23 protein-coding genes, 1 tRNA gene and 2 pseudogenes are annotated in these 25518 nt (G+C 46.2%); 19 read left to right on the top strand and 7 right to left on the bottom strand.

The features are described 5' to 3' along the window. Positions 1 to 80 precede the first annotated feature (80 nt). Positions 81 to 572, top strand: coding sequence for a hypothetical protein (locus B9D94_RS20150; RefSeq protein WP_253806008.1), 492 nt, complete (start codon positions 81 to 83; stop codon positions 570 to 572). A 63-nt stretch (positions 573 to 635) separates the two neighbouring features. Here B9D94_RS20150 and B9D94_RS20145 read toward each other — a convergent pair whose 3' ends face one another. After that, positions 636 to 1433: a hypothetical protein gene (locus tag B9D94_RS20145; protein WP_076153030.1), complete on the bottom strand. Its 798-nt coding sequence runs from the start codon at positions 1431 to 1433 to the stop codon at positions 636 to 638. A gap of 768 nt (positions 1434 to 2201) precedes the next feature. On the opposite strand from B9D94_RS20145, the gene B9D94_RS31075 reads away from it, so the two are divergent. Both B9D94_RS31075 and B9D94_RS20135 read left to right on the top strand, forming a co-directional pair. Beyond that, positions 2202 to 3080, top strand: coding sequence for a discoidin/SUN/FTP domain-containing protein (locus tag B9D94_RS31075; RefSeq protein ID WP_172963974.1), 879 nt, complete (start codon positions 2202 to 2204; stop codon positions 3078 to 3080). Between the two features lie 327 nt (positions 3081 to 3407). After that, positions 3408 to 3722, top strand: coding sequence for a hypothetical protein (locus B9D94_RS20135; protein ID WP_148247823.1), 315 nt, complete (start codon positions 3408 to 3410; stop codon positions 3720 to 3722). Here B9D94_RS20135 and B9D94_RS31945 read toward each other — a convergent pair. Beyond that, positions 3715 to 3846: a zinc ribbon-containing protein gene (locus B9D94_RS31945; protein WP_148247822.1), complete on the bottom strand. Its 132-nt coding sequence runs from the start codon at positions 3844 to 3846 to the stop codon at positions 3715 to 3717. The two genes, B9D94_RS20135 and B9D94_RS31945, sit on opposite strands and share 8 nt — an antisense overlap. A 484-nt stretch (positions 3847 to 4330) precedes the next feature. Between B9D94_RS31945 and B9D94_RS20125 the strand changes: the two are divergent. The 6 genes and pseudogenes from B9D94_RS20125 (at position 4331) to B9D94_RS20100 (ending at position 9550) form a co-directional block, all read left to right on the top strand. After that, positions 4331 to 5612 (top strand): annotated as a pseudogene (locus tag B9D94_RS20125) (site-specific DNA-methyltransferase). Between the two features lie 139 nt (positions 5613 to 5751). Beyond that, a complete protein-coding gene (locus B9D94_RS20120; RefSeq protein WP_148247821.1) occupies positions 5752 to 6528 on the top strand; it encodes a class I SAM-dependent methyltransferase in 777 nt (258 codons plus the stop codon). A gap of 230 nt (positions 6529 to 6758) precedes the next feature. Next, on the top strand, positions 6759 to 6977 hold the full coding sequence (locus B9D94_RS20115) for a hypothetical protein (RefSeq protein ID WP_120662289.1): 219 nt from the start codon (positions 6759 to 6761) through the stop codon (positions 6975 to 6977). Between the two features lie 224 nt (positions 6978 to 7201). Beyond that, on the top strand, positions 7202 to 7588 hold the full coding sequence (locus B9D94_RS31795; RefSeq protein WP_216642857.1) for a hypothetical protein: 387 nt from the start codon (positions 7202 to 7204) through the stop codon (positions 7586 to 7588). Positions 7589 to 8320: 732 nt separating this feature from the next. Next, positions 8321 to 8790, top strand: a pseudogene (gene tnpA / locus B9D94_RS20105) (IS200/IS605 family transposase). Between the two features lie 571 nt (positions 8791 to 9361). Then, the gene (locus tag B9D94_RS20100; protein WP_006209126.1) at positions 9362 to 9550 is read left to right on the top strand and encodes a hypothetical protein; all 189 of its coding nucleotides are present in this window, start codon (positions 9362 to 9364) and stop codon (positions 9548 to 9550) included. Between the two features lie 92 nt (positions 9551 to 9642). Here B9D94_RS20100 and B9D94_RS20095 read toward each other — a convergent pair whose 3' ends face one another. The 3 genes from B9D94_RS20095 to B9D94_RS20085 all read right to left on the bottom strand — a co-directional run bounded on the left by B9D94_RS20095 (position 9643) and on the right by B9D94_RS20085 (position 12531). After that, a complete protein-coding gene (locus tag B9D94_RS20095; protein ID WP_006209127.1) occupies positions 9643 to 10848 on the bottom strand; it encodes an MFS transporter in 1206 nt (401 codons plus the stop codon). Positions 10849 to 10958: 110 nt separating this feature from the next. Next, positions 10959 to 11576, bottom strand: a complete 618-nt coding sequence (locus tag B9D94_RS20090) for a TetR/AcrR family transcriptional regulator (RefSeq protein ID WP_148247820.1) — start codon at positions 11574 to 11576, stop codon at positions 10959 to 10961. Positions 11577 to 11766: 190 nt separating this feature from the next. Beyond that, a complete protein-coding gene (locus tag B9D94_RS20085; RefSeq protein WP_120662301.1) occupies positions 11767 to 12531 on the bottom strand; it encodes a polysaccharide deacetylase family protein in 765 nt (254 codons plus the stop codon). A gap of 185 nt (positions 12532 to 12716) precedes the next feature. On the opposite strand from B9D94_RS20085, the gene B9D94_RS20080 reads away from it, so the two are divergent. From B9D94_RS20080 to B9D94_RS20065, 4 genes are all read left to right on the top strand, one after another. Beyond that, on the top strand, positions 12717 to 12902 hold the full coding sequence (locus tag B9D94_RS20080) for a hypothetical protein (protein ID WP_148247819.1): 186 nt from the start codon (positions 12717 to 12719) through the stop codon (positions 12900 to 12902). A gap of 153 nt (positions 12903 to 13055) precedes the next feature. After that, positions 13056 to 13141 (top strand) — tRNA-Leu (locus B9D94_RS20075). A 208-nt stretch (positions 13142 to 13349) separates the two neighbouring features. Continuing rightward, positions 13350 to 14036, top strand: coding sequence for a uracil-DNA glycosylase (locus B9D94_RS20070; RefSeq protein WP_040680506.1), 687 nt, complete (start codon positions 13350 to 13352; stop codon positions 14034 to 14036). A 19-nt stretch (positions 14037 to 14055) separates the two neighbouring features. Continuing rightward, the gene (locus B9D94_RS20065) at positions 14056 to 14451 is read left to right on the top strand and encodes a hypothetical protein (RefSeq protein WP_006209132.1); all 396 of its coding nucleotides are present in this window, start codon (positions 14056 to 14058) and stop codon (positions 14449 to 14451) included. 97 nt (positions 14452 to 14548) lie between these two features. Here the strand turns inward: B9D94_RS20065 and B9D94_RS20060 are convergent, their stop codons facing one another. Further along, positions 14549 to 15625 carry an AI-2E family transporter gene (locus tag B9D94_RS20060; RefSeq protein WP_036637956.1) on the bottom strand — a complete coding sequence of 359 codons (1077 nt, stop codon included), beginning with the start codon at positions 15623 to 15625 and terminating at the stop codon, positions 14549 to 14551. A 100-nt stretch (positions 15626 to 15725) separates the two neighbouring features. Continuing rightward, complete coding sequence (locus B9D94_RS20055; protein ID WP_148248827.1) at positions 15726 to 16064, bottom strand: L,D-transpeptidase; 339 nt, start codon at positions 16062 to 16064, stop codon at positions 15726 to 15728. Positions 16065 to 16240: 176 nt separating this feature from the next. On the opposite strand from B9D94_RS20055, the gene B9D94_RS20050 reads away from it, so the two are divergent. The 6 genes from B9D94_RS20050 (at position 16241) to B9D94_RS20025 (ending at position 25517) form a co-directional block, all read left to right on the top strand. Beyond that, positions 16241 to 18064, top strand: coding sequence for a cache domain-containing sensor histidine kinase (locus B9D94_RS20050; RefSeq protein ID WP_148247818.1), 1824 nt, complete (start codon positions 16241 to 16243; stop codon positions 18062 to 18064). Next, a complete protein-coding gene (locus B9D94_RS20045; RefSeq protein ID WP_120662284.1) occupies positions 18057 to 19568 on the top strand; it encodes a response regulator transcription factor in 1512 nt (503 codons plus the stop codon). The genes B9D94_RS20050 and B9D94_RS20045 overlap by 8 nt, the downstream gene beginning before the upstream one ends. Before the next feature lie 127 nt (positions 19569 to 19695). Then, complete coding sequence (locus B9D94_RS20040) at positions 19696 to 21174, top strand: ABC transporter substrate-binding protein (protein WP_006209136.1); 1479 nt, start codon at positions 19696 to 19698, stop codon at positions 21172 to 21174. Positions 21175 to 21313: 139 nt separating this feature from the next. Next, positions 21314 to 22243 carry an ABC transporter permease gene (locus tag B9D94_RS20035; protein WP_164481452.1) on the top strand — a complete coding sequence of 310 codons (930 nt, stop codon included), beginning with the start codon at positions 21314 to 21316 and terminating at the stop codon, positions 22241 to 22243. A gap of 53 nt (positions 22244 to 22296) precedes the next feature. Then, the gene (locus tag B9D94_RS20030; RefSeq protein ID WP_036638029.1) at positions 22297 to 23193 is read left to right on the top strand and encodes a carbohydrate ABC transporter permease; all 897 of its coding nucleotides are present in this window, start codon (positions 22297 to 22299) and stop codon (positions 23191 to 23193) included. 26 nt (positions 23194 to 23219) lie between these two features. Beyond that, complete coding sequence (locus B9D94_RS20025; RefSeq protein ID WP_063479004.1) at positions 23220 to 25517, top strand: glycoside hydrolase family 3 N-terminal domain-containing protein; 2298 nt, start codon at positions 23220 to 23222, stop codon at positions 25515 to 25517. Position 25518 lies beyond the last annotated feature (1 nt).

Genomic DNA, 25518 nt, shown 5'->3' with positions numbered 1-25518 from the left:
CCCCTAATCCTTGGCCGGTCCGGGGGTCAATCGGAAATATATTCCTCTCAACGATTATATCACAAAGGGGATTGAGGGGAATGGCGATGTCATGGGGACAAGGAGAACTCTTTCCAACAGCGAATGAAGCGGAGATCCAGCGCACAAAATTCCTGCTCGGAAAATATAAAGAGATGACAATGCTCATGCACGATTTTGAAAAATTCGAAGAAGAATTAAGGCAAGTGGCTATTGATGGTGAAGCAGCTCGCCGCATCGATCAGGAGGATCTGCATGCTGATAAGACGGCCAATGCTACAATTCTGATCGAGAAGCAGCGTTGGGTGTATCAGCGGTACCAGTTTTATACTCATCAGCTTCGCAGGGCTTTCAGCTTAATTCAAGACGAGGACGCGAGGAAAGCAGTGGACTACAGGTATATGCAGGGCTACTCTTATAAAGAGACATTACTGTTCTTCCGGCACGGTTTAAGTGATAGCACTATCCGGCGAAAAATTGCCGAAGGTACAGAGAGCATGGCAAATACGTTGAAATTAATGGGGTTCTTTGACCAGGATAGCACGGAATACTAATTGCTAAGCCTAGGTAAGTGCGGCCAACTAGGAGCTAATTTGTTCTAAGTTGGCCGCATCTATTTATTGCATATTACCTTCATTTAGAGATTTAGTACCTTCTTCGATCATTTTATTTACACGGACTACTATCTCATCCCATTTATTAATGATTTCAGAAATGGGGTTGAATAGTAATGTGTTATTAGTTTCTACTAGGTGTTTTTTTGTTGCGTCTGCTTCTTGTTGACATCTAGACCTAGCTCTACTTTTCCTTTGATATGTTCGGCATCCAGCTTTATTCCCGTCTAGCCTGAAACAACATGTCCATTTTCCAGACCACTCGTCATACTCGCATTCAACGGGACCGACTCGGTTTTCGTTATACTCCATCGCCTCCTTCAAATACTCTCTGGCTATCGGAGCATATCTTTCAACAATTTCCTTCAAAATAATCACTTGAGTGCGGTCTTCATCATTCCAAATCACATAAGCGGACATTATATATTGCACACCCATTATCCATGCTAATATGGCTCCTGGACCAATGTTCTTAAGTCCGGTGATAGCATTAATATTTGAAGCAACGATATCCTGCAGTAAGAATTCTTGCTTGGTCCTTTCATAGAGAAAAAACTTATCGACAGATGCTGCTACAAGTGATTCATAATCTCTTTGTCTACCCTCCTCAATTTCTTGATGTAGCATGTCTGCAATTAATTTCAGTGTTTTTAGGTTTATTTCCTCAGCGTCAGTCTTCGTCATGTTTTCTAATAACTTTTGCACGGCAAAGGAAATTATAGCTTCTGCAACGATGTACGCAATTTCAACACCGGAGACTACATTCATTACTGCAACATTTTTATCATTTATAATCTTCACGGAATCAACTCCATTTCTGTTTTTAGTTAAAATTCTCGAAAATCGTGGGAATTATTCGCTTTTAGGAAATTGGTTTACAAAGACAAATTGGAATATATTTAACGAAAACTGACTCTAATGTGACCCTAAGTTGAAAACCAATAAGCATAGAAAAAGGCGAAAATGACACGCACGGCTGCATGAATGCGGCATATTACCGGGGCGTAACTCTTCTCGCTTTTCTATTGTTAGGATTATAGCGACATGATTAGGTTGATCAATGATCAATTGAGTAATTGACGATAAGGTTTATGATTTCAAGAAGGTTCATCTTGTCCCCCTTTCTCTCTTTTTCTATTTGTTTTAGAGAGATGGAGAGTGATTGTTCACTTTTTGATGTCTGATCGATGCTTAGTAGATTGAAACAGTGAGCAAATGATGGATTGGATAGGGGAGATTCAGGAATTTGCGAGATAAACAGGGGACAGCATTTTGACACAAATTTCAGCAGCTCGTTAAAATGGTCTTGTTCTTCCTCTCCAGTTACTAAGTACAGATGCTTTTAAAGCAAAGAGCGCAGCGTTTTTGCTGCGGCCGGCACGGTCGCAATGCTCTGACGGATCTCTCTGCAGATAAGAACTGAATATATAATCCGAAGTCGTTCCTTCCTGGAGCGGCTTATTTTATTTGAAATAAGTAGCATTAATTACTTTATTTTCAATTTTATGTTTAGACAAATGTTGATTATTCTTGTACTTTTAACACATACATAATTTAGGAGGAAGATAGATGTCTACATTAATTAAGAGAAGTACTCTATTTCTAACTGCAATTCTCTTGTTCACTACCGTTTTTTTTTCATCGCATACTTTTGCAACTACAACCCAAGATCAGTACTCAGATAATTTAATTCCTAAGATGACAAGCCACACAGCACCTAGTGGTATTGCATCAGCAAGTCAGGAATACGGTCCCATGTATGCAGCTTGGAAGGCCTTTAACAGAAGTACCAGTCAATCATATGAAGACACTTGGGAACCACCTATCCCGACTGGATGGTTAGCTTACGAATTCGCCTCACCACAAGTTATTTCTAAGTATACAATTAAAAATATTACCCCACGTTTGAGCTCTGATATGAACAGGGCACCAAAGGATTGGACGTTTGAAGGATGGAATGAACAAACTCAAGCTTGGGATATCCTTGATACACGAACAAGCGAAATTAACTGGATCGGAGGAGAAAAGAGAGAGTACACCTTTAACAATGTAACTCCTTATAAGAAGTATCGTTTAAATGTGAAGGCTAACAATGGTGGTATATATGTAAGCATTGACGAATTAGAAATGATGAGTAAGATCACTGAACCAACCGAACCTCCAACAGAACCTACTGAACCACCAACAGAGCCAACAGAACCACCAACAGAACCAGATAGCAATCGTGCATTGATTGAAATTACTTTGCTTAACGGGGCTATAAAAGAGTTTGATCTTTCTATGAGTGAAGTAAACGCATTTATTAATTGGTATGAAGCAAAAGCATCAGGAAGTGGCTCAATATCTTTCGCCATTGATAAACATGGGAACAACAAGGGGCCGTTTAAGTCCAGAAAAGACTATATCATCTTCGATAAGATAATTAATTTTGAAGTAAGTGAATATTAGAGAAATTAAGTCGTCCATTCCTGGGCGGCTTTTTTGTTTTCTTTTAGGAGCGTGAATTTATATGAAATGGTTTCAATGGTTGATTAAAGTGACAGCAGGCAGCTCACCACGAAATCGGGAGGAACGACGACATGGCCGGAAAACGTAATAAGCTGAAGCGACCACGTTATAAGCCGAAGCAGCCGGATAAGTGTAACCGATGTGTGTGGGGTGAATGGACCGGAACGAAACAGTTTTGAAGCAGGCAGCGGTGTGTTCGGTTGATCTACATCGATAAACAGAATAATTCACTTGTCAACAGGCATAGTAAAGTTTAGAGGTGATATTATGAATCGCGAGGAATTGTCGGTGTATTGTCTACTGGTTAAACGAGGAAAACCTGCGGCTGTTATACCTCTCCAAGAAAGATACTTGGAAGAAGCTATGAAGATCGTCGAGTCAACAGAAGGTCTCTTAACTCATGCGGATAGACTCAGTGAAGGATGGATTTCCTTCTGGGTGTATCAATATCCTCACATCTTAGAAGTTATTAAAAACGCACCGCAGGCACCGAAGACAGCATATGATCACTGGCTTCTTGGTAAGTTATTTGGTTACGATGAAAGAACTATACAAGAAGTTATTAAGACGAGTCTTATCTGAATTCTGTATTAGAGCAGTTTGGACAAGGCGGCAAAGTATCCGTGTGATCATCAAGAACCACTGTTTGACTACACCTTTTACAAGTGTACGTTCCTTTACCTGGCTTTTCTCCAGTTGTGGGCATGATAACACCTCCTTTCTACCTAGGTCTTTCGACACGAAAGAAGGAAAACCTTCCTGATGTCGAAATTTGTTTTATTGAAGATATAGGAAAGGTTGGCGGGACCTAACATGCGTTATGTTTATGAAGTAAGTAATTTCTCGTACGGAGTTATATTTGTATCATTCATATTATTGTTCTCGATACTGTCTCTTTTATTAAGATGTTTGCCGAAACAAAAAAAATTAATAGATAGTTACCCTTATATAATAATAGCTACAATAATTTTAGATATTATAATAGTTTTAATCTTTGATAGATAGTTTGTTATGGTCGGTAGGTATAGATGACAAAATAAGAGCCATTTTAAGGCGATGGTTATTGATCACGGACGAATAGTGGAATAAGTTAGGAAAACAGCAGATAAGGAGCATAGCGTTGGCGTGTGCTCCTGTTTGTCGTGTCTGTATACGTGAAACCAACTCAACACAATTAGGAGGAAGATGAAGTGGATATCAGAATGATTTCGATAGATCAAATCAATGCAGCAGCTTACAACCCAAGAGTGGATTTACAGCCGGGAGATCCGGAATACGAAAAGCTGAAGCGCAGCATTGAGGAATTCGGCTACGTTGAACCGATCGTTTGGAATGAGAGATCCGGCAACATGGTCGGCGGGCATCAGCGGTATAAGATCATGGTTAACGAGCTGGGCTTGGCTGAGCTGGAGGTTTCGGTGGTTGATCTGGACGATCAGCAAGAGCGGCTGCTGAACTTGGCCCTTAATAAGGTATCTGGTCGTTGGGATGAAGGAGCGCTCGCTTGGTTATTGCAAGAGCTGCAGGAAAGCGGGGCTGATCTCTCGCTGTCCGGGTTCGATGTTGGGGAGATTGAGGACCTGATTAGCTCATTGCCAGAGATACCAGAGATTGATATACCGGTTGTTGAGGATGACTTCGATGTGCAGCGAGCACTCGACGTGATTAAGGAGCCGGAAACCCGCCGCGGTGATGTTTGGCAGCTTGGTCCGCATCGTTTGGTGTGTGGCGATGCAACAGATCCGGAAGACGTGGCTCTGTTGATGGATGGAGCTAAAGCCGCACTGGTCGTCACGGACCCGCCATACAACGTCGCAGTGGTGAGTGATTCGGAGCGACTGGCCGCAAATGGCCACGACTCTATAATGAACGACGACATGCCCGCAGAGGAATTTGCGGGCTTTTTGCATGCCGTGTTTCAAAGCTATGGCAGCATTATGGACCAAGCTGCAGCAATTTACGTATTTCATCCATCGTCATATCAGCGCGAGTTTGAGGATGCAATGAACGCATCCGTTATTGTCGTTCGCTGCCATGCGTTTGGGTGAAAAATGCGGCTTCGTTTGGCTGGTCACAGTACCGCTGGCAGCATGAGCCTATCTTTTATGCCCATAAACGTGGCAAGGCTCCTGCCTGGTATGGTGACCGTCGGCAATCAACCGTATGGCGCGCCGGCTTACCTGCAGAAGAACCAGAGCCGTCAACGGTCTGGGAGGTATCCCGCGGTGATGTGGGTAAATACGTCCATCCGACTCAAAAGCCATTGGAGTAATTAGGAACAGCAGTAGTAAAGGAGACCTGGTCGTCGAACTCTTCGGAGGATCGGGAAGCACTTTGATGACCTGTGACCAAACCGGCCGTGTTTGCCGGACCATGGAGCTTGATCCTAAGTTCTGTGATGTAATCAAGAGGCGGTACCGCGAGGCAACTGGGATCGAACCAGTGTTGAATCGCGAAGATGCTGCAGTATAATGAAACACCTTAATAAAATTTGCGAAAAATACTTCTTGTTAAGCTAACGGGCAGGATTGTGAATAAAAAAGAAGGAATAGATCGTGAACAGACGAATTCCCATTAATATTACAATTACCAAAGTGGGTGGGTGAGTATATTGGATGATTCTGTTTTAGATTTTTATAATGACCTAACAGAAGATTACCATCTTATTTTCGTTGATTGGCATCATGCCATTTCTTGGCAAGGAGAGGTTCTAAGCAAATTCATTCATTCAAAACTAGCGAGTCTTAGCAAAGATGGTGCCTCGCTTTTAGACTGTTCCTGTGGTATCGGTACACAAGCAATAGGGTTGGCTAATCACGGATTTAAAGTAACGGGTACTGATTTAAGCCCAGCTTCTATTGAAAGAGCAACAAAAGAGGCAGAATCTTTCGGGGTTAAAATAAACTTTGGGGTAGCTGATTTTCGTTCATTAGAGAAAGATGTTTCCGGAGTTTATGATGTTGTTCTTTCCGCAGATAATGCAGTCCCACACCTTCTGACAGATAAAGATTTATATCTGGCTGTGAGCAACATGTATTCAAAAGTCAAAAATAATGGCATTCTCCTCATAACCCTAAGGGATTATAATGAGCTGGTAAAAGAAAAGCCTAGAGTTACTGAGCCACGCGTTTTCGAGAAGGGCAAACGAATTGTTTTTCAGGTTTGGGATTGGTCAGATGACGCGAAAACCTATCAGACAAACCATTTTTTAATACAAGAAATTAATGGGCAATGGATAACAAAGCATCACAAAACGAGATACAGAGCTATATTAAGAGAAGATTTTAATCATATTTTGAGTACGGCTGGGTTTGTGGATATCGAATGGTTTATGCCATCAGAATCAGGTTATTACCAGCCCATTGTAACTGCTCGAAAAAAGGTGTAGTTTAAGCTAACGGGAAACGATAGTTCAGAATCAACCACCTAATTTAATCAGGTGGTTTTCTTTTGCCTGTAGATGAACATTTACAAGCAAAATTAAAAGGAGGACGCGCTAACGTCCTCCCCATAGACCAGGGTATCCCCCGGCTGAGATAGCGGCCCGCCGCGCGCGGCATTTATCGACTCCGCCGCTATCTCGGATTCCATCATAACGGAAAGCCGAGGGGAACGACAGTGGGAACACCTGAGAATAAAGATTTGCTTATGCAACATGAACTCGCGGTCATGGAAGGTATCCTCGAGAGCAAGGAACAATACAGGAAGATCGTCAAGGCCGGTATAGCCAAGTGGGTTAAGGATTTTCAGGAGGGCCGGATTGAGATCAAGACGGTGGATGACCTGAAGAAGCTGATTGAAATAGATATTGAGCTGCAGAAGGATGGGTTTGATTAATCGCTAGGCAATAACCGCTTTTTCTTAAGACCCAAGTTATTAGTCCAAACAATTTTTTGAGTGGGCAATAAACTGTCTTAAATAATGCTGGGGGGCGATCGCATTTAAAAGACTAAAATGGGTGGTAATACATCCAAAATATAGACGTAGATGTAGGAGGAGCCGAAAAAAAGTATTTCTAAAGCTACAAGGCCCACGGGGTTTACAAGGTCCCCAGGGCTTACTTGGTCCTCAAGGTGTTCCGGGGCCACAAGGTATTCAAGGAGTGGCTGGCCTTCCTGGATCCCAAGGTCCTCAAGGAATTCCTGGCCCTACTGGCGGCCCTACCGGACCACAAGGCATACCGGGCCCAGTTGGAGCTACGGGCCCACAAGGAGAGATTGGTGCAACAGGTCCTCAAGGTATACCAGGAGCGACAGGTCCTCAAGGTATACCGGGAGCGACAGGTCCTCAAGGTATACCGGGAGCGACAGGTCCTCAAGGTATACCGGGAGCACCAGGTCCTCAAGGTCTACAAGGCCCTACAGGTCCTACGGGCCCGGTGCCGATATCTGCATTCAGAGCAGAAAATAATACGGATCAAGAAGTTCCTATCAATACGGACGTTTTGATATCTTTTCCGAATGTAATATTTGATCTTGCCGGCGAGTATGTACTTCCGAGTACATTTATCCCTACTGCAACAGGTATTTATTCTCTAAGTGTAAGTGCCCTTTTTATAGGCATAACTATTGGTTCAGCAGAAGTCCGACTCTCAATTCAAGTAAATGGTGCTTTTCGCTCGTACTATTTTAAACTCATCATTCCACCAGCTGGTCAAACTGTGATTGACACTGTAGGATTTACAACTATACTGCAGTTACAAGCTGGGGATCTAGTAACAGTTAGATTTTTTAGCAGCCAGGCGGTTATAATACAAAATGATGGGAACGCAACAAATTTTTCTGCGGCAAGATTTCCTTCGTAGCTCGTCATTGATCTTATGTCATTAAAAAGACGAGTTAAATTAACTCGTCAGGTTGTCGAGAAACCCCCTGTTTTTTGCAGGGGGTTAAAATTTGCCTTAATAGTTTCAAAACTAGGGCCTTTGATCGTTTTAAATCAATTTTTGTTTTAAAAGATGAGTCTCCCCATATAAAAAAATGAAGTGGCGAACAGTCCTCTGGACTTTCTAGATACTCTGACGAGTTAAATTAACTCGTCTTTTATTGTTGTATAAGAAAACCCCCGGTTCGACCGGGGGTTCAGGAAAGCTTATAGCTATGAGTAAAAATCCCTTGAACTTCATGATAAGATGGTGCCGGTCTGAGGGCCGCATCATCAAGATCAAGGAGGACAAAGGAATGGTTAAAAGCAGTCTAGCACATACACGATGGAACTGTAAATACCACATCGTATTTGCGCCGAAGAACCGCAGGCAAGTGATTTATGGGAAATTAAAAAGAGAAATTGGGAAAATCATTCGAGAGTTATGCGAGCGCAAAGGAGTAGAGATTCTGGAGCGGAGGCATGTGTAGATCCTATTCACATGCTGGTGAGCATACCACCGAAGTTGAGTGCATCGGAGTTTATGGGATATTTAAAAGGAAAAAGTTCACTCATGATCTTCGATAAATTTGCAAACCTGAAGTACCGATATGGAAATCGGCAGTTTTGGTGTAGAGGATATTATGTGGACACAGTAGGACGAAACAAGAAAGTGATCACCGAGTACATTCGGAATCAACTAACAGAAGACAAGAACTACGAACAACTCACGATGAAAGAACTGTTCGACCCGTTTACGGGTGAGTCGGTAGGAAAGGGCAAATAAAAAAGCCCCTTTGAGGGGCAAGCCTGAGAATACCCGCGGTTGGCAGACTTTCAATGCGCCTTATAGGCGCTTGTTAGTACCATGCCCTTATAGGGCTGATGGAAGCCACCGGCTAAGCCGGTGGTTATGACTTGCTGTTTATATGGCTGCAGCCATAAATGATCATAGCGAGCGTGCTGCTTGGTATCAGTTTAACCATCTGATGATCAAGCGGGGGATATAAAGTACAACATCGAAGATCAAGGATATAACACCACCGGAATGCTCTAATTGGGTTCTTCCCAACTTCTTCATACTTCTTGTGCACCTCCATTTTGATAAGGGGTGTTGCTGCTGCCTTAGTTCTTCGTTTGTCACGAATGACGAATCAGATCATCATGTTTTCACGAAAGGTCCTTTGAAACAATACGCCCAAATCTCTCCGTGGTTTCAACATGTTCTCCTTGGGGAATTTGTAATCGCAGGCGACTTGCGTTACATTTTAGAGGAGCCGTTAAAGACCAGACGTAATCCAAGGGCTGCGGCTGGTTGGTATGTCAGCTCATTTTAGTACATAGGACGGGGGATCATAGTGTCAGAATGGGTATTGAATCAGTCCTGGGGACTGCCTGTGTTGCTTGCCTTTTTGGTGATTGTATTCGTGTTTGAATCGAGAAAAGCCTTCAAGGCTTACAAAGAAAAAAGACGCTTCGAGCTGGGCTGGGCACTTTTATTTGCGCTTGTGGCTCTATTGGCAATCATTGTCCTGGTGGCTTATTAAAATACATAGCAAAACAAGCGCCCGTCAGCTGCTGACGGGCGCTTGTTCCATGTTATAAAGATATAGCGGTAGGGGGATCGTTTCCTTGTTCGTCAACGTTCATTCATGACGGCTTCGGTAGCGGACCAGGCTCTGCCGGCACGCATGGCCAGGAAGAAGCAGAGAATGAGCACGATGGAGGCAGCGATGTACGGATAATTGATATCCAGGTCAAACAAATACCCGGCCACAAGCGGGCCTGCGATATTTCCAAGGCTGGTGTAAGCGGAGTTTAAGCCGGCAACATAGCCCTGCTGGTCCTTGGCCAGCTTGGACATTTGCGTACCGATAGCGGGACGCAGGATGTCAATCGACAGGAACACCAGGAAGGTTACGAGGAATATCAACCAGTACTTATGCACAAACAGGGTTAACAGTATACATATCCCCGCGGTTAACAAACTGAGTGTGATGACTCTTTTCTCCCCAAACCGGTTCAGGATCCATCCGAATATTGTGGCCTGCACAACGGCGCCTGCAATCGAACCAAACGTTATGATCATGGCAATATCTTTGGGGGTAAAACCGAATTTATGATCCACGAACAATCCGAACACAGTCTCATAATTGGCAAGACCGAAGGAGAGAACAAATACAATGACCAAACTTAAGAAATAAGGCTCTCTGAAGGAACGCGCCAGCTGGAGAAACAGACTCTCCTTCTTCCGTCCCAGTACGGTAGGCGCTTCTTGTTTGGCTGAAGATTCGGGCAGCAGAATTAACGTTACCAAGGCAGCGATACCGCCCGCGACCGCGGCTGCATAGAAGGGAACCCGGATCCCAAACTCAGCAATGAAACCCCCGATTCCCGGCCCGATAATGAATCCGGTGGTAATCGCAGCATTAATGAAGCCCATGCCTCTTGCACGCTCCTCATTAGAAGTCACGTCAGCCGTGTAGGCCATAATGGCAGGCATGATGAGTGCGGCACCTATGCCGCCAAGCATTCTGGCTGCAAACAGCAGCGTCGGCGTGCTGGCAGCCCCGAACAGCCATTCCGATAAGGCGAATACAATCATACCGGAGATGATAATTTTTTTACGTCCTACGGAGTCGGACAAGCGGCCCGCGAGTGGCGAGAACAGCAGCTGTGTTAATGAAAAAGCAGCCACGAGCATGCCCACGGTACTGCCGTTAATATTAAGCTCCGTCATATAGGTGGGCATAATGGGTATGACCAGACCGATACCGGTAAAGACTAAAAATATATTGAACATGAGGAGCAGGATCGCTCCATTATTACGCAGCAGTAATGACATGATGATTCCTCCAAAAATAAATGACGATCCAACGTGTTGTCGTGATTTACATGTTTATATAATTGCATACTGAACGTTCGGTTTGTAACATTCCACAAAAAATGGAACGTTTATCTGCCGTTATTCATGCCAGGTTTCTTGGCGATACCATACAAGAGCACACGAATGGCAGAATGATAAAGCGCGAGCACATTGTCGAGCTTGGCCATTTGAGACATCTGGCTTAAACCCGCGATCAAGCTTTCAAATATAATTGAGAGGTGCTCCACGTTATGGTTCTCAAATTCACCCTGATCAATCCCTTGCTGCAGCATTTTCTGATTAAATTCCAGTCGATTTCGAATGATCTGGGTAATCCGCTGTTCCACATCCTCGCTCATACTCTCGCTGCTGTTCAGAAATTCATCCAGTGCTTTGGAGAACGGGTGGTTCAAATCATCAAACACCAATTGATCCGCGATGCCGTACAATTTGTCCGTGATGGTGGTATATTGATGTTCTTTGCTGCTCCACTTTTGCTCCCATTCCAGATCCCATTCCTCGATAAGATACAGAAACAGCCCTTCCTTGCTTTTGAAGTGGTAGTAAATGTTGCCCTTACTGCTTCTTGTTGCTTCTACGATTTCCTCAATCGAGGTCGACTTGTATCCTTTTTGCATAATGAGGGCTTTGGCCGCTTCAGCGATGCGCCGCTTGGTGTCTTCGCTCTGCTGTTGTTTTTTGTTCATTAGCGCCCCCCTTATACGTATAGATATTGTCATTATTTTTCTATACTGAACGTTCGTTCTGTATCTTATCAAATGGATTTAAAATATTCAAGTGGGAGTTTGAATGTCCGAAACAGCGAGAAATCAGCTGATAAAAAATAACCGTTACCTCCTGCAGGCAGCGGTTATTTTAGCATTGCAATGGGATGAATCAGTGGTTTACTTCAATAAACTTATGCGATTTATCATGATAGGAGAGCAGCTCGGATACAGTAACAAATGTGAAGCCACGCTTTTGCAGCTCCGGCAAAATCACGCTGAGCGCCTCCACCGTCTGTGTACTGGTCGGGACAAAATCGTGCATAAGCACGATGTCTCCATTGTGCGCGTTATCCAGAACCTTTTTGACGATCCGGTTGACGCCGGGCTTTCGCCAATCCAGCGTATCCTGGTGCCATGACCACAATACGGTCAGCATACCGATATCCTTGCTTGTTCTTACAATGGATTCATTGTAACTTCCACCGGGCGGGCGGAACAATACGGTTTTGCTGCCTGTCGCTTTGAAAATCGCTTCCTGGGTCCGGTTCAGTTCACTGGTTAATTTGCTGGCGTTGATATTGTGGAAGGGAGGATGGGTGTAGGAGTGGTTTCCTATTTCATGCCCTTCGTGAAGCTCGCGAGCCACGATATCGGGGTGTTTCTCCACCCGGTTGCCCACAACAAAGAAAGTCGCCTTTGCGCCATATTGTTTTAACAGATCCAGAATTTCAACGGTCGTGTGTGCATCCGGACCATCATCAAAGGTGAGGGCAATCACTTTGCTGGGTGTGGGCACTTCCCATACGATCTCTCCGCGTTCCTCATAGTAGTCTCTTCCCTTGGAAGCAGACGGCACATGATCTGCATCAACATGCTCGTTAAGGCACAGGGAGAGGGAGAGAGTAAGCCATATAACAGTTGAGAGCTTTTTCATGGTGATCATTATCCTTTTCTCTGCTGTTCTAGTCTTGGCATGTGACATGCAAGCTTCTTTATCATTTGGTGAACACGGTAAAATTATTCCTAATGTCTGGCTCAGACGCCGTTCGACATTAAACACCGATCGGCACAAGCATGTTCCGCATGCAGAGCATGTAATGGTAGAAAGGAGTGATCCAGATGCAATCACGTAATCGTTCGAATGCCCAAGGGATTGACGTGAGCCGCTACCAGGGGGTGGAGGATTGGGCAAAGGTAAAGGCTTCCGGTAAAGCATCGGACATAACGGAGCAGCGCGATCGAATCGATGAATTAGAGCAGCGACTCGGGGCAATCGAGAAAAATGGGGGATCGCATTCAGGGTGATGCGAAAAAATATGAGTTTCATATATTGACATCATATGGTTAGACATGGTATTATCGATTTTGTCGCCAGAACGAAAAGAATCGCAAAATTTTCCGTTAATCGGTATGAATCCCATATGGTGATTTGAATAGAGCGAATCTAAGATAAAATATGCCGGGGTGGCGGAATTGGCAGACGCACAGGACTTAAAATCCTGCGGTAGGTGACTACCGTACGGGTTCGACCCCCGTCCTCGGCATTATAACAGCGTCTGGTAAGATGCAAAATAAGTCGGCCCCCTGTATGGGTGCCGGCTTATTTTTTAAATTGACAAGAGGTCAATTTTTTTGACGAAGGCTATTATCGGAACAAACGGAATGGAAGACGTTAAAGTCCTTTCTATAAAAATCGCATTCTTTTATAATTCCACGCTGACCTGTGTGAGGAGGAGGGGAGGAGAGATGCGGATGTTTAACAATGATTGGGACGTTATCCTGAACGGAGAGATGGATAAGCCTTATTTTGAAGCGTTGATGGAACGGGTGGACGAGGAATACCGGCGCAGCACGGTGTATCCTCCTAAGGAAGATATATTTCGAGCTCTTCACCAAACATCGTATGAATCCACAAAAGTCGTTATTTTGGGACAAGATCCCTATCACGGACGAAAGCAGGCACAGGGATTAAGCTTTTCCGTTTCACCCGGAGTTACGATTCCTCCGTCTCTGCGCAATATACATAAGGAGCTGGCATCCGATTTGGGTGTACCTGTTCCGCACCATGGCTCTTTACAGTCATGGGCTGATCAGGGGGTGCTGCTGCTTAATGCGGTTCTTACGGTACGCGAAGGTGAGCCCAATTCGCATAAAGGAATCGGGTGGGAGCGATTCACGGATACCGTTATTGCAAAGCTGAATGAACGCGATCAGCCAATGGTGTTTATATTATGGGGCAGTTACGCACAGAAGAAGGGTTCTTTCATAGACCGAAGTCGGCACAAGGTGCTTGAGTCCAGTCATCCGAGTCCATTTGCAGCGCACAAAGGTTTTTTCGGCAGTCGTCCATTTTCAGCATCGAATGCTTATTTAATGCAAAAGGGTATGGATCCGGTGAATTGGGACATCCCAAGCACATCGGGCGATGGAGTTGAATAATCCGCGAGAGGTGACCTTCATGAAGCATTGGATCGGTCGTCATGTTGTCATTCAGCGTTTAGACGGGGCGAAAAGCACGGTTGAAGGTGTGTTGAAATCATGGGACCCCATTCAGGAGAAGGTCATTCTTGGCCCGGGGGAGCTTGTCATCCCGTTTCGCTCCATTCATAGAATAATGCCGAGAAATTCTTCTCCGGCTCTAAACTCTATCGGTTATGTCGTGAATCATACGATTCAATTTGATAATGCAGTCTACTTTGGATCTTGTGTGATGGTATGGAGGGGCAATCAATTGGTCTCCTCTCAGGCCGTTCTTGCTTCTCATGATGAGGAAACGGTCACGCTGTCAAATGGAATGATTTTGCGTAAGGACGAGCATTATTTTGTCGTTCGGTCCTTGCGGGGCAATGCGTAATTATTTGAATAAAGGATGTCCCCAGCAGCCATCGTAAAGTTGGCGGGGACATCCTTTTTTTGTTTGAATGAAGGATAAGCAGAATTCCTTGAAGCGTTTAAGCCTCCTCTACTTTTTCAGCAAGGAAGAGTTCGTAGATCCGCACCACGAGAATTTTAATGATCATATAGGCAGGAATAGCGAGCAGGATACCGAGGAGTCCGAAGAAATCTCCACCTACCAGAATAAGGACCACCGTGGTGAGAGGGTGAATATCGAGCTGTTTGCCATAGATTACAGGGGTCAGAATATTATCTTGAATTTGCTGTGCGATCACAATGACAACGACAGACCATATGGCGATGGACGGAGCTTCAATGAACCCGACGATAACGACAGGGATGGTTGCAAGCAGCGCACCGATATACGGAATGAAATTCAAGAAGAAGGAGATCACGGTTAACAGCAAGGAATAGGGCAGTCCAATAATTAAAAATCCGATATAAATCAGAACGCTAAGTATAAGATTAAGGATGACTTTGCCGATAATAAAATTGCTGAGTGCGGAATCAATCTCACCCAGCACTTCCTGACCGTCACGGCGGAATCGTCTAGGCAGAACGCTGAGCAATCTTGGCGGCAGCTTGTTGCCCTCCTTGAGCATGTAGTACAGAATGATGGGAATCGTAGCAATAATGACAACAACACCGGATACAACGGTAATCAGGTTGTTGATGGAGTTGCTGATCCAGGTAATGATGCGATTCATATATTCCGTGAGCGAAGTGGTCAACTCTGATTCGGTTGGTATGAAGCGGGACCAGTACGGATTCTGCTGCAGCTGGTCAATCTGTTCCTGGACGCCCTCCACTAGGAAAGGGGCGTTGCTTATGAAAGTCTCCATCTGTTCCCGAAGTGTCGGCCACACCACGATGCCAAAGATCGCACAGAGTCCGGCAAACACGAAATACAGCATCAAGACACCAATGGAGCGTTTGATTTTCTGGCGTTCCAGGTAATCGACAATTGGCCGAAGCAGGTAATAGAAGAAGCCGGCCATCGCGACAGGAACAATCAACATGTTGAACATGGAGACGATTGGGCGGAACAAAAAGCTGATCTCGGATCCTAGATAAATGATTAAGAGCAGCGCGATTATACCGAAGCATGTCCTGAAATATTTGCTCTGCATCATGGGCAATCCCTCCATAACAACGAATAGGTAAATACGTAAGTACCATATAACATTTGTATTTAACCAATTTGGAGGGATTTGAAATCACCAGTCTATGTTATTAGTTTCGTATGGTGACCTGGGTATGCAGGGGTACGAGCGAAGCAAGTTGCAGAACATCCTCATTGTACATCCGAATGCAGCCATGGGAAACGGATCTGCCGATGGATGAAGGATCATTCGTGCCATGGATGCCGTAGTGCGGTTTGGACAAACCTAACCAATAAGCTCCGAATGGTCCGCCTGGATTGGGCTCTTTGGTGACGATTGTGTAATTGCCGGGAGGGGTCTGCGTGGCCATTTTGCCTACAGCAATCGGGTACGTATGTACCACGGCGTCACCGTCCAGCAAATGCAGCTGATAGTTGGCCACATCGACAATGATGCGGTACTTGGGCATCATCATCCACCTCCTTTTTCATCCATGTTATGAATCGGGGAAGGCATTCGACCCAGAATTGGCCTAAAATAGGCAGATTGCACCTTCACGGTTTGGAAGAAATTTCATCCATTGATAAGGGCGGGTCGATGTTATATTTAATAATGAAAAGCTTTACATCAGGAAGGGGATAACGGATGTCTCCTGTTGGGTTTTATCAAAAATACATCAAAAATAATATGTTTACCAAAATGCTGCTCTTGATTTCCCTGATTGCGGTGGTCACCATCGTAACTTTATCTTTTCTAATGTATTATTTCTTGTTTCAATCCGCTGTTCGCAGCGAACTGGATATCCAGCGCAGCGGAGTTGAACGGGTGGAGCGGCACGTGAATCAAAAATATGAGAATGTACAGTCCTACGTGAATGACTTGTATCGCAATGGTTCCCTTGGCCTTGACACCTCCTACTTTCTGATGAACTCGTTCAATGAATATATTGCCAAGCGGATGAACCGGATTGTGGGCAGCGGGCAGTCCAATACGGATAGTGTGCTTGCATACTTTAAGCAGCGGCTGGACGATGATCCGGATATTGAGAATATTATGCTGTACAGTGCCGAGAAGCAGTATGTGTATGTATATAAACAGGGCAGCATGACCCGGCTCTATCAGGCGAACGCTACGCATTCTTACATACCCGATGTTATGGCCATGGAAAGCCAGAGCGTCACACTGCCGAATTTCTGGGTTCGCAAGCTGGCTGGAGATGCTGCTGTACCGCTATTCTCGATACGGAGTCCGATCAATGATATGACCACCTACAAGAATCTGGGGCAGCTGCTTGTTTTATTCCGGACGGAAGCGCTCGCAACCGTGCTGAACAGCAGCGAGGATGAGATGAAGGGATCTGTAATGGTCCTGTCGGGTGATGGCAGCGTAATGTTTGATTCTGGTGGCAGATATTATGGCGAGAAGTATCCCTATGCGGAGCGGCTGCTCAATTCCAAAGAAACCGTATTCTTGGACGAGGAGTCGTATGTAACCATATTGGCTCACAATCAGGCGGGCTATACGGTGGTAGGGATTACTCCGAAGCGCGAGGTTGCGGAATCCCTGCATGGCTTGCAGAGCACGATTATTATTGCAGCCTTGTTATGCATTGTTGTTGCCGTTTCCATTCCGGCCCTGATGATTGTGAACTACTCCAAGCGGACCGATAACATCATCCGATTCATGCGCAAGGTGGAGAAGGGCGAGTTTGTTGCCCGGATGCAGGATACCAAGGAGGATCAGCTGGGGCAAATTGCCGGCAGCTTTAATGAAATGCTGGATGAGCTGACACGATATATCGATAAGGTATATAAAGCGGAGATCAACCAGAAGAACGCGGAGCTGTCCGCGCTGCAGGCCAGAATTAACCCGCATTTTCTATATAATACGCTTGAGGTGATACGAATGAGAGCTCTCTCTCAGGGCGCTCAGGATGTTGGTGATATGATCTACAGCTTATCGATGCTGTTTAAGAATATCGTACAGCGCAAGTCCAACTATACGTTGAAGGATGAGCTGGAAGCTTGCCGGCTCTATCTGGAACTGTTCCGTATTCGCTATAAGGACAAGTATATTTATAAAATGTTCTGCGAGGAACCAATCAAGAGTGTGCCGATGATGAAAATGTCGCTGCAGCCGCTCATTGAGAACTATATTGTACATGGATTGCGGAGCGACCAGGATGATAACTGGCTATCGATCACCGCTACGCAGCAGGACGGTGAGGTCTGCATTGTGATCAAGGATAACGGGAAGGGAATCGAACCAAAGCGGCTTGAGGATATCCGTGCAAGACTACAGATGGCTGAGTCCAACGGAGAATCCTTTGGGCTGCGAAGTGTGAATGAACGGTTAAAGCTGACGTTTGGAAGTTCTTACGGGATGGACATCGAGAGTGAGCCGGGTAACGGAACGACGGTGACCGTCAGATTTCCGGTGACAGAAGGGAAGTTGGATAACGATGTATAAGGTATTTATCGTGGATGATGAACCGTTCATTATAGAAGGATTGGTAGATGTCGTGGATTGGTCCAAGTATGGCATTGAGGTGGTGGGTCACGCAGGAAACGGTCGCCAGGCATTGGAGAAGATGGCGGTCGTCCCCGTTGATATCCTCATAACGGATATATCAATGCCTGTGATGACAGGACTTGAATTGATAGAAGGCGCACGCAAGCTGAACCGCAATCTGAAGGTGATCATCCTCAGCGGCTTTGACGATTTTGCCTATTTGAAGGAAGGCATGCGTCTCGGGATCGAGAATTATTTGCTCAAGCCGATCAATCTGAAGGAACTGGAAGAGACCATTGCCAGTACGACCGATAAGATGAACAATGCCAAGAGAGAAATGAGACTGGACGAATACGACATTAACATTCTGCGAAGCAATATTCTATACCGCTGGATCACGGACCGGATTGAGCCGGAGGAGCTGGAGGAACGCGCTAATCTTCTGGGGCTGAACCTGAATTTGCCCTATGTCATGGCATCCATACTGCGAGCTGATTTCACGCCGCTTGAGAGCTGTCTGTATCAATTGATGGAGCAGGAGCAGGGCGTTATGTATTTCCGGGACAATGACGGCGACCATGTGGTGATATTTATGATGAGGGAGCCGGATACGGAAAAGGCGAGGGCGATCAGGCTCCTTCAGCAGGTGCGCGAGCAGTGTTATGAAGAGGAGCTGTGCATATCGCTTGGGAGCATAGAGAGCCTCGGAGGAAATTATAAGGATAGCTATCTCCATGCGAAGGAGGCACAGGAATACTATCTCGTGCTGGAGCAGCCCTCCTACGTGGATTATGTTGATGTTCAGGCGAAGAAGGGCGAAGCCGCGGAATCCTACACGGTCCAGTGGCCTGAGTATGCAAAAGGCATCGCTGGCAGGGACAAGCAGGGGCTGTTTGAGCTGATCGACAGCGATTTTGACCGGCTTCGCCACACGCAGGGCATGACCCCAACGATACTGAAGAGTGTCGCGGTTGAGATGGTTGTTCGCCTGAAGCTGGAGCTTAACGATATTCAATACACGGCTGCCCCCGATTTTGTAAAAAACACGATTACCGATATTATGGAGTCCATATCGATAGACGACTTGATTACGGCCGTGAAAGAAGGGGTCGGCGGTCTGGTTGACTCGCTCAACAATGACGTGAAGAGCCCTGTCATTCAGCAGATTTTGCACCATATCCAGCAGCATTTTAACGAGGATTTGTCATTGAAGGTGTTAGGTGCCCAATACCATATTCATCCCGTGTATCTTGGGCATCTCTTTCATAAAGAAACGGGAGAGAGTTTTACGGAGTATATTAACGGGTACCGCATCGATAGAGCCAAAGAACTACTGCGAAACTCCTCTGCCAAAGTTCAAGATATCGCAAAAAATGTAGGTTACTGGGAAACGGGTTATTTCTATAAACAGTTCAAAAAGTTTGTCGGCGTATCGCCAAGAGACTTTAGAGGAATGCTCTGATTGATTTAATCAGAGTTTTTTTCTTTATTTTCACCATAATTCCTTTAATTTTTCGCCTATGTGAAACTGCTTTCATGGGATAACCTTATAGGTGTAGAGACACAAGGATTCAAAAGGGAGGATAAACATGAGTAAATCGAAAAAGAAATGGCTTCTGCCGCTTACGCTTCTTTTGTCCGCATCCATGCTGCTGTCAGCATGTGGAGGCAATAAGGAAGAGAGTGCAGGAAATGGCGGGGGAACTGCCGAGAAACCGGTAGAGCTGATCTGGTACACGATCGGAACACCTCAAAAGGATGTTGACAAGGTTGAAGAGGAAATCAATAAATACACAACTGAGAAGATTGGTGTAACCGTTGACATGAAAATGATCGACTTCGGTGACTACAACCAGAAGATGCAGGTAATGGCAGCTTCCGGCGAACCGATGGACATCCTCTTCACAAGCTCATGGGCGTTCGACTATGTACAAAATGCACGTAAAGGCGCATTTATGGAATTGGATGCACTGATCGAAAGCCATGGACAAGGCATTAAAGACGCAATTGATCCGGCGTTCCTGGAAGGTTCCAAGGTAGACGGACACAATTACGCAATTCCGGCAAATAAAGAGCTTCCTGCTCAAGAAGCATGGCGCTTTAATAAAACGCTGCTTGATAAATACAATCTCGATATTTCAGGCGTGAAATCGATGGAAAGCCTGGAGCCACTGCTCAAAACGATTAAGGAAAATGAACCAAACGTTGTTCCATTGGCCGTAAGCAAGGATTTCGGCCCGCTGCTTCCGTTTGATTACATCATCGAAAAGATGCCAATGGCTGTATACCTGGATGACAAGGAAGAATTAAAAGTTGTGAACTTCCTCGAAATGCCAGAAACGATGGACATGCTCAAATTGATGAACAAGTATTACAAAGCGGGATATATCTCCCCAGAAGCAGCTACAACAACTTCGACGCAAGACCTGATGACATCCGGCAACTGGTTTGCGGATCGTGCGGCAACACAGCCGTTCGCAGACAATCTGTGGAGCCAAAGCTATGGCTATCCGGTCGTATCCACGCCGGCTGGCGATGCCAACATCTTTAACTGGTCGGTTATGGGTTCCATGCAAGCGATCTCCGCTAACTCGAAGTACCCTGAGAAAGCGATGGAATTCCTGAACTTGCTGAACACGGACGTATATCTTCGCAACCTGGTTGACTCCGGTATCGAAGACGTGCATTACAAGAAGCTTAGCGAGAATGTAATGGAAAACTTGCCAGAATCGAAAAACTACGACATGCCTACCTTCGCACTTGGGAATGTTATGCTGACGTACTTGAATCCTGAAGATCCCGAGAACAAATGGGAAGAGTTCAAGAAGTTTAACGAGTCCGGCAAGCCTGCTCCGCTGCTCGGTTTCAACTTCGATCCAACCAAAGTATCCACAGAGCTCGCTGCAGTCAATAACGTAAAAGAAGAGTTCTGGGCACCGCTGATGACAGGTACCGTGAATCCGGAAGAGTTCCTGCCAAAAGCGAATGAAAAGCTGAAAGCTGCTGGCCTGGACAAGATCATGGCTGAAGCACAAAGCCAAATTGATGCTTGGAAAGCAAGCAAGTAATAACAATGCATGAAGCAGTCCGCATGTCCACTATGGGCAAAGATACCGCTTCAGCATGAACAAGGACGGGGCGGCGGATGTTCACCGCCCTTCTTTTGTTCATTCATATACTTCACGAGGAGGGGTAAGCGTGAGAGCAATCGGACAGTTTTTCAAAAATATTATGACGAATAAGGCCATGCTGTTCATGGTTTTACCGGGGACCCTATGGTTTCTCTTATTCTCATATTTGCCTATGTTCGGGACGATCATTGCATTTAAGGAATACCGCTTTAGCCGGGACGGCTTCTGGGCAAGCATCGTTAATAGTGAATGGGTAGGCTTCCAAAACTTTAAGTTCCTGTTCAGTACCAACGATGCTTACATCATTACCCGCAATACCGTGCTTTATAATTTTGTGTTTATTATTCTCGGTCTCGTTCTTTCCGTGGCACTGGCTATCGTATTGTCTGAAATCGTGAACAAGAAATTGGCCAAAATCTATCAAACCGGGATGTTCTTGCCGTATTTCTTATCTTGGGTTATTGTAGGTTATTTTGCTTTCAGTTTCCTGAGCATGGACAAGGGGATGCTGAATCAAATCCTGGGCTGGTTCGGGATGGAGCCGGTTCAGTGGTATTCCGAGGCCAAGTACTGGCCGATATTCCTGACGCTGATCAGCTTGTGGAAATCCGTAGGTTACAACAGCGTTGTCTATCTGGCAGCGATTATGGGGATCGACAGATCCTTGTACGAGGCGGCAATGATTGACGGAGCGAACAAATGGCAGCAGATTAAAGCCATTACCCTTCCGATGCTGAAACCGCTGATGACAATCTTAACTCTTCTTGCGATCGGTAAAATCTTCTACGCTGACTTTGGTCTGTTCTATCAAGTGCCAAGGGATTCGGGAACGTTGTATTCTGTAACGAATGTTATCGATACCTATGTATACCGTGGTCTGAAAACAACAGGCGAAATCGGAATGAGTACCGCTGCAGGACTGTACCAGTCGGTAGTCGGCTTTATCCTGGTTATGGTATCCAACTACATCGTGCGTAAATATGACAAGGATAACGCTTTGTTCTAATCGATCAATCTACCAAGAAGGGGGTATGTGATGTGTTCAAATCGAAAAGCAAGATGAAAGATTTCCATGAGCTTTCATCCGGGTGGAATGTCGTATTCAACCTGATAGCCGGTATTTTCTCGTTCCTGTGTGTATTTCCGTTCTTATTCGTGATGATCATCTCATTTACAGATGAAGGTTCTCTGGCCCGCAACGGATATCAGATCTGGCCGGAAAAATGGAGCCTTGAGGCTTATAAATATGTATTCCAAACCGGGGATACACTTCTTCGTTCGTACGGCGTTACGATTTTTGTGACGGTTGTAGGTACGCTGATTAGTTTGTTTATTATTTCGCTGTACGCTTATGCGGTCTCCCGCAAAGGGTTCAGATATCGTAATTTCTTCTCGTTCTTTGCATTTTTCACGATGCTGTTTAACGGCGGTTTGGTGCCGACTTATATCGTAGCAACGCAACTGCTCGGCTTGAAGGATTCGATCTGGGCTCTGATCCTGCCACTGGCGGTTAATGCCTTCTATATTATGATTCTTCGAACCTTCTACAGCACGAGTGTTCCGGATGCCATCATTGAATCCGGTAAAATCGACGGCGCGAGTGAATTTAAAATATTCTACAAGCTGGTATTGCCGCTTTCCCTGCCGGGTCTGGCAACCATCGGACTGTTTAGCACCCTCGGCTACTGGAACGACTGGTTTAATGCACTTCTCTATATTGATGATCCCAACCTGGTTCCACTGCAATCCATGCTGATGCGGATTGAGACCAGCATGCAGTTCATCCTGCAGAATTCTCAGAATTCATCTCTTAGCATGGCCGCTCTTCAGAGCATGCCGCAGGATACGTCACGGATGGCCATGGTCGTTCTGGCAACCGGGCCGATTATTCTGGCCTATCCTTTCTTCCAGCGCTATTTCATTCAAGGTCTGACCATCGGCGCGGTTAAAGAATAAATTCTTCATGTACCGGAGGGTATGAGATGACTTATCAAGATTCCAGTAAACCCATTGCGGAAAGAGTGGAACATCTTCTTGGCCTTATGACAACGAAGGAGAAGGTGGGCCAGTTGGTCCAGCCGTTCGGCTGGAAGACCTATGAGGTGAAGGAAGGCCGGATTACCTTAGCGGATTCATTTAAAGAGCAAGTGAAAGATGGCGGCGTCGGCTCCCTGTACGGGACCCTTCGCGCCGATCCATGGACCGGTGTAACACTTGAAACCGGTCTTTCTCCACGTGAAGGAGCGGAAGCCGTTAATCAAATTCAGCGGTATGCAATCGAGAATTCCCGTCTCGGCATTCCGATTCTCATCGGGGAGGAATGCTCGCATGGTCATATGGCCATTGGCGGCACGGTGTTTCCGGTACCGCTCTCAATCGGAAGCACATGGAATGTGGAGTTATACCGGGATATGTGCCGCGCCGTTGCGCTTGAGACGCGCAGTCAGGGCGGTGCTGTGACCTATTCCCCGGTCTTGGACGTTGTACGCGATCCCAGATGGGGACGTACCGAGGAATGTTTTGGCGAAGACCCCTACCTGATCAGTGAATATGCAGTCGCATCGGTTGAAGGCCTTCAAGGCGAGTCTTTGGACAGTCCGAGCAGTGTTGCAGCAACGCTGAAGCATTTCGTAGGTTATGGCAGCTCTGAAGGCGGAAGGAATGCGGGACCTGTGCACATGGGGACCCGTGAGCTGATGGAAGTGGATATGCTGCCGTTTCGGAAGGCCGTGGAAGCGGGAGCTGCCTCCATTATGCCGGCTTATAACGAGATCGATGGCGTGCCTTGCACCGTAAATACGGAGCTGTTAGGCGACATTCTCCGCAAGGAGTGGGGCTTTGACGGCATGGTGATCACCGACTGTGGTGCCATCGACATGCTGGCCAGCGGCCATGATACGGCAGAAGACGGAATGGATGCCGCTGTTCAGGCTCTATCGGCCGGAATCGATATGGAGATGTCGGGTGAGATGTTTGGGAAATATCTGCAAACGGCAATCGAGCAAAACAAGCTGGAGGCCTCCGTTCTGGATGAAGCCGTTCGCCGCGTATTGACTTTGAAATTTAAACTCGGTTTATTTGAGAGTCCATACGTTGAACCACAGATCGCCGAGGAAGTGATCGGCAGCGAACAGCACGTAGAACTTGCCAGACAGCTTGCGGCAGAAGGCATCGTGCTGCTTAAGAATGAAGGAAAGGCCCTGCCGTTACCGAAGGACGGGGGCGTGATTGCTGTCATTGGACCTAATGCCGATCAGGGATACAATCAGCTTGGGGACTATACATCACCACAGCCGCCAGCAAGCGTGGTCACGGTGCTGGATGGGGTTCGTGCCAAGCTGGGGGATGTTCCAGACCATGTATTGTATGCTCCGGGCTGCCGTATTAAGGACGATTCCAGGGAGGGTTTTGAATTCGCATTAGCTTGTGCGGATCAGGCCGATACCGTGGTGTTGGTGCTGGGCGGCTCCAGCGCCCGCGATTTCGGCGAAGGAACGATCGATTTGCGCACAGGGGCTTCGAAGGTCACGGACGACGCTTTAAGCGACATGGACTGCGGCGAAGGCATCGACCGGATGACGCTGCAGCTATCCGGCGTTCAATTGGAAATGGCCCAAGAGATTCATAAGCTTGGCAAGCGGATGATCGTTGTGTATATCAACGGCCGGCCGATTGCGGAACCGTGGATCGACAACCATGCCGATGCCATTCTGGAAGCGTGGTACCCGGGTCAGGAGGGCGGACATGCGATTGCCGACATCCTGTTCGGGGATGTGAATCCGTCCGGGAAGCTAACCTTGTCAATCCCAAAAGATGTCGGACAGCTTCCGGTTTATTACAACGGCAAGCGGTCGCGCGGCAAGCGGTACCTCGAAGAAGATTCCCAGCCGCGTTATCCGTTTGGGTATGGGCTTAGTTACACCGAATTCAGTTATTCGGATATCCAGCTATCCTCGGATGTCATTGGAATCGGCGAAACGGCAGTTGTCACCGTCAACGTCACGAATAGCGGCACTCGGGAAGGATCCGAAGTTGTTCAGCTGTATGTGAGCGATGTGGCCAGCAAATACACAAGACCAGCCTGTGAACTGAAGGGTTTCCGCAAAATATCTCTGAAGGCTGGAGAAAAACGAAAGATTGAATTTACGATAGGCGCCGAACAGCTTCAATATGTCGGTCAAGATTATAAGCAGGTTGTTGAACCAGGTCTGTTCCGAATCATGGTTGGCAGACATGTCAATGACACGCTGAGTGCGGATTTGACCGTGCAGGAGGGCTGAT

The sequence above is a fragment of the Paenibacillus sp. Cedars genome (assembly GCF_003184205.1).
Lineage (GTDB): Bacteria > Bacillota > Bacilli > Paenibacillales > Paenibacillaceae > Paenibacillus_AQ > Paenibacillus_AQ glucanolyticus.
The sequence above is the reverse complement of the archived record's forward strand: the minus strand, read 5'-3'. Positions and strand labels throughout refer to the sequence as shown.